We start from the raw sequence: 4,268 nt of genomic DNA, 5'->3' as shown, positions 1-4,268 counted from the left end.
TCGCAAATTCAATAATTTGCCTAAAAACATTGACATTCTAACTTATTCTTTTCCTTGTCAAGATTTATCACAGCAAGGCAAACAAAAAGGAATTAATAAAGAAACAAGAAGTGGATTACTTTATGAAATTGAAAGAATTTTAAAAGCAAATGTAAATAATTTACCCAAATGTTTAGTATTAGAAAATGTTAAGGCATTAACTACCCAAAAATTTATTAATGATTTTAATCAATGAATAAAAGTATTAGATAAGCTTGGCTATAAATCAAAATGAGCTTTGTTAAATGCAAAAGATTATGGAAGCGCCCAAAATCGGGAAAGGGTATTTCTAGTTTCATTTCTAAAATCTAATCCAAAAGAATTTCATTTCCCTTTAAAGATTAAACACAACAATTATTTTAAAAATATTATCAATTTTAAACATGAACATCAAGATTGTTCTGCCCTTTTAAATTTTCCTTTTTTGGATTTTAAAACAAGTAAGCAGGGCATTACAAAAACCATTTTAAAAAACTATACTAATTTCAATAGTGAAGCATACATTTATGAACCAAAATTTTTTGGTCCAACTTTAACAGCATCAGGTGCTAATAGCAGAATTAAAATTTATGATAAAAAAAGACATAAATTGTTCTTTATGAATGCTATTGAGGCATACCAATATATGGGTTTTGATAAAGAAGATGGCATAAAAATTAAAAAGAGTCAAATTCTTTCTGAGAGCAAAATGATTTTTACATGCGGTAACTCAATAAGTGTTGAAGTTCTTGAAGCATTATTTAAAGAGGTTTTAAAATGTTTATAAGTAATTTTGATAAAGAACTACATAAAATTAGATTTCATTTTGCCACAAATAATTATTTAAACAACAATTTCAAAACAGGGCATTTTAAAGGTTATGTCGATGTTTTAATTGAGCCACAAAAAATGTTAATTTTTCATCGTGAAATTCATTTTGAAAGTTTTGCAATTGATTTAGCCACCACTGAATCTTGAATTTTGAAAGAAAATAGCAATTATCAAACAAGGAAATCATTACTAGATTTTTTAAATCAGATGCATCAAACAAATATTATTCAAACTATTAGACAAGACAACAATAATTTGTTTGTCTTTAACAATGAACAACTTCAAACTCTTAATGAATGAATTACTAATAATAAAATTACTTTCAATAATTTAATTGCCTTAGTAAGAGGATCTAATCCATCTGGAAAATTCAAGAATTTAAAAGCAGGCCAATTAGTATGTTTGGATTTTAACAAAGAAGAAGATCTTAAAAATGTTTTGTGCAATACATTTTTTGATGCCATTTTTTTAAATGATTTTGTATTAGAAAATGATGATTTAAGAAATTTTAAAAGAATGAAATCAAATAGTGCTGAATTCTTTTTAAACCAAATCTTGAAATCAAATGAAAAGAAGGATAATCATGCTTTTGAATTCCTAAATTGCTTATTGTTTGATGAATACAACGAAAATAAAATCAATAAATTAAAATTATTATATATTGAATTAAACAAAGAAAAAGAGTTGATAGATAATCACATTTCTAAATATATAAAGCTTATTGATAAAGAGAGAAATAAAGTTAATAAATTGAATATTCAGGTTTTTAAACAAATAAAAGAATATGACCGTGCACACATTTATGAGATCAAAATGATTAAAGCCGACCTAATTAAATATATTTACAATTTAAGAAACCAAAGTAGTATAAATGACAAGGAGATAAAAAAACAATTTATCGAAGCTGTTTCCGATAAAGAAAACTTATTGAATTTAGATGTAAATTCTCATCGAGCATTTGATAAATATATGTTTTTTTATGATTTGGATGGTAATATACAAATAAACAAAAAATTTGATAATAAAAACTGAAACATTTATAATCAAAATATGTCTATTATTAAGAAAATTGATAATAAATTTCTAACTAAGAAAAGAAAATTCTATTTAAATCAAAGAATTTTGAATTATAAAAACCCCAGTGAATTTGAAGGTTTTTGAGAATTTTTTAAATCAAAATAAGGGATATTTTAATATTTCCTATATTATTTAATATTATGATTGGAACATATATATGAATTAATTTCATTTTATTTTTAATTGGATATTTTATTGGCTCAATTAATTTAGGAATTATTATAAGCAAAATAAAGGGCCAAGATATTAGATTAAAAGGTAGCGGAAACGCCGGTGCTACTAACGTATTAAGAAACATGGGTTTTAAATTTGCTTTTTTTGTTTTTAGTTTTGATTTTTTTAAAAGCTTTTTACCAACATTAATAGTTCTATTAACAAAACATTATGCTAATGTTTCAAATAATGACTTCATTATTCCATTATCTATTGGATTTGGTGCTTTAATTGGCCATGTTTTTCCATTATATTTTAAATTCAAGGGCGGAAAAGGAGTAGCTTGCTTCTTTGGAATCGTTTTAGCATTTAATTTCATCTTGTTTGTAATCTTTGTTTCTTTATATGTATTAATTTTAGTTGTTTCAAATTATGTATCCCTAACAAGTGCTATATCTTCATTCATTATTGCAATATTATGCTGTTTACCACTTTTTGATGTAGACCATGTTCTAGCAATTATGCTAGTGAATGTCCCAGTTATTGTAAATAATTGTATTATTTCACTATGTGCAATTGTAATAATTTTCAAACATTACCGAAATTATGTAAGAATAATAAATAAAACTGAATCAAAATTGTTCAAATGATAAAAATCAGCATGATGCTGATTTTATTTTAAAACTGATAGTGATATTAACATATAATTTATTATTATCAAGAATGAAAGGAAAATTATGAAACTAGAATTAGATTTAATTAAATCTTTTGAAAAAAAATTCAATCGTGACAAAACATCTCAAGCAGTTAAAAATGCTATTGCTAAAGTAGGAATTAATCAAGCAACATTTAATAATGATGTCTTAAGAGTACATAACTTTGAGTTTAGTAATGAAGTAAAAACTGGTTCAATGACTAATCAAAAATCTTCAGGTAGATGTTGAATTTTTGCTGCTTTAAACATGGCGAGAGTGAAAGCATTAGAAAATTTAAAAATTAAGGATATTGAATTTTCACAAAATTATATTTACTTTTGAGAAAAAATGGAAAAAGCAAATACCTTTTTGGAAAATATTATCAATTATGCTTTAGATTTGGAACCTAATGACCGTTTATTTAAAGAATTTATGAACAATCCAGTTTCTGATGGTGGATATTGAGAATGATATTTAGAATTAAATAAAAAATATGGTGTTTGTCCAAAACAAGCAATGCCTGAAACATTTCATTCATCATCTTCAAATGATTTTTGTGAAGTTTTAAATTTAATAGTAAAACAAGCAGCTGCTGAAATGCGCAGGTTACATAAAGCTAAAGTAGCTAAAAAAGCAATTCTTGAAATTAAAGAACAAGCACTATATGATGTTTATAATGTTTGTGTTAAGGCGTTAGGAATGCCACCAAAGAAATTTGATTTTGAATATCGTGATGCGGATGAAAAATTTCAAAAATTAAGTAATATGACTCCTCAAAATTTTTATGAAAAAGTTATAGGTGATGAAATCTTAAACAAGATTTCTTTAGTTTCAGACCCAAGAGAAATTTATCCATATGGGAAATTATTGAAATCAAAATATTTTAAAACTGTTATTGAAGGAAATAGCAATCTTTGTTTAAATGTCCCATTAGATGAATTAAAAAGAGCAACAATTGCAGCTTTAAAAGATAATAAAACTTGTTGATTTGCTTGTGATGTTAGCCAATTCATTGATAGAAAATCTGGAATTTTAGATGCAGATTTATATTCATGAAATGATGCACTTGTAAAACTTGATAAATTATCAAAGAAAGAAAAATTTGAATTAGGTGTTATTTATCCAAATCATGCCATGAACTTTGTTGGGGTTGACCTTGATAAAAAAGGAAATCCAATTAAATGAAAAGTAGAAAATTCATGAGGTTCAGATATTGGAAGTAAGGGGATCTTTTCAATGAGTGATAAATGATTTGACGAATATATGTTTGAATCAATTGTTGACAAGAAATATGTTGATCCAAAATATTTAAAAGGTTTAGAAGAAGAGCCTATCGAAATCGAACCTTGAGATCCAATTGCTTAAAAATTCAATAAACAGGGTGAAGTCCTTGTTTTTTATTTTAAAGTTATAATCATGTATTTTGTATAGAAATAATAATACCTCCCCCTTTTTTATTTACTTTTTTAAAACTAAAAATTATTATTTTTTTCT

Annotated in this window: 4 protein-coding genes; all 4 read left to right on the top strand. The window is 25.0% G+C overall.

The window, feature by feature from the left end; genetic code table 4:
* A partial coding sequence (dcm, locus tag T401_RS0103260) for a DNA (cytosine-5-)-methyltransferase (protein WP_156935662.1) occupies positions 1-805 on the top strand: 805 nt, incomplete at its 5' end.
* Complete coding sequence (locus T401_RS07310) at positions 796-2,031, top strand: MAG4270 family putative restriction endonuclease (protein WP_033179057.1); 1,236 nt, start codon at positions 796-798, stop codon at positions 2,029-2,031. The genes dcm and T401_RS07310, both read left to right, overlap by 10 nt.
* A gap of 35 nt (positions 2,032-2,066) precedes the next feature.
* Entirely contained in the window at positions 2,067-2,732 is a 666-nt protein-coding gene (gene plsY, locus T401_RS0103250; protein WP_033179056.1) for a glycerol-3-phosphate 1-O-acyltransferase PlsY, read from the top strand.
* 84 nt (positions 2,733-2,816) lie between these two features.
* Positions 2,817-4,139 carry a C1 family peptidase gene (locus T401_RS0103245; RefSeq protein ID WP_033179055.1) on the top strand — a complete coding sequence of 441 codons (1,323 nt, stop codon included), beginning with the start codon at positions 2,817-2,819 and terminating at the stop codon, positions 4,137-4,139.
* The last annotated feature ends 129 nt before the right edge of the window (positions 4,140-4,268 follow it).

Origin of the sequence: Mycoplasma anseris ATCC 49234 (assembly GCF_000702805.1) — a bacterium.
Lineage (GTDB): Bacteria > Bacillota_I > Bacilli_A > Mycoplasmatales > Metamycoplasmataceae > Metamycoplasma > Metamycoplasma anseris.
This window is presented reverse-complemented; position numbering and strand designations above follow the sequence as displayed.